This window comes from bacterium, from assembly GCA_009926305.1.
Classification (GTDB): Bacteria; Bdellovibrionota_C; UBA2361; order UBA2361; family RFPC01; genus RFPC01.
The window spans coordinates 1-1,110 of sequence record RFPC01000261.1 but is presented as its reverse complement, the minus strand read 5'-3'; the positions used below and the strand labels follow the sequence as shown (position 1 = coordinate 1,110).

Genomic DNA, 1,110 nt, shown 5'->3' with positions numbered 1-1,110 from the left:
GAGAGTTCTTTCCACTCCTTATGAGCGGGTTTGAGAGCCTTGTTAATTGTCAACGCTGCTTCAGCCCGAGATTTTTTACTTAGCTTGGGAATCTGCTTAATGTTTTTCTTGGTGAGAACAATAGCTGGAGTGGGAACTGCTCCGATTCTTGGGCCGTCTTTCGCTGCGTCTAAGCGTTTTACGTACTGATAAAGATCGGTAATAGCCTTTGCGTGCTCTGTCATGTCTTTCATCGCCAAGGGGAAGTAAGAGAAGCTCGATGAGAAGAACTTTCTCATAGTTCGATATTGAGCATCGATAAGCTTCCGCTCGATAGACTCCACTTTGGAGATGTTATTATCTGCTTGTTTAAGGGCCTTTTCAATGGCCTCTAGGGAATAGATTAATTCACCAAAAAACTCAGGGAAGTCCGCGTTCTTGGACCCTTCCATTCTATCGGCGAGGTCTCTCAGTCTGCTTACCGCCTTGAGGATTTTTGTTAAGTCGAAAGGATTCTTAACACACAATTCCTCACCAATCTGAGTCGGAAGGAAGTCAGTGATAGGGTTGGAGTTATTGTCAATGGGATTACCACTTGGCGAATAGGAACTATGTCCGCTTTTTAGGACATTACCGCAAGGATCAAGGAGTCTATTGCCATCAGAATCCACTCCGTGTTCTGTCTTTCTACACTTAGGATCGCAGGGACAATCTAACCCACCTCCTCCGAATAATCCGCCAAGTCCTGGTATTCCGCCAAGGATAGATGAGACAGGGTTGATGCCCGTAAGAGCAGAGAACGCACTTAGCCCAAGGCCTGCTGGGCCCAAGAACGAAGTAAATTGCCCACCCAACCCTACTAATTGGAGAGCTGAGGTGGCTAATTGCGGGACGCCTTGAACTCCTCCAAGACCGGGGATGCCGGGTAGGTTTGCAAAATTGGCAGCCATCTGAGCTATTTCGCCAAAATCCCCGCCGGAAAGTTTCCCGAGAATATCCCCAGAGACGATATCACTAATTCCGCCGATCCCACCGGCAGTGGAGATTATCTGATTGATGGAGTCAGGGAGTGAGAGATCTAATGCTCCTACCGCACTACCGATAATATTATTGATGGAGAGAGGTTGGCCG

The 1,110-nt window shown here is 47.7% G+C and carries 1 protein-coding gene; it reads right to left on the bottom strand.

The window, feature by feature from the left end:
* Nucleotides 1-1,110, bottom strand: a 1,110-nt coding sequence (locus EBR25_14365) for a hypothetical protein (protein ID NBW42153.1), incomplete at both ends; no start/stop codon positions are given.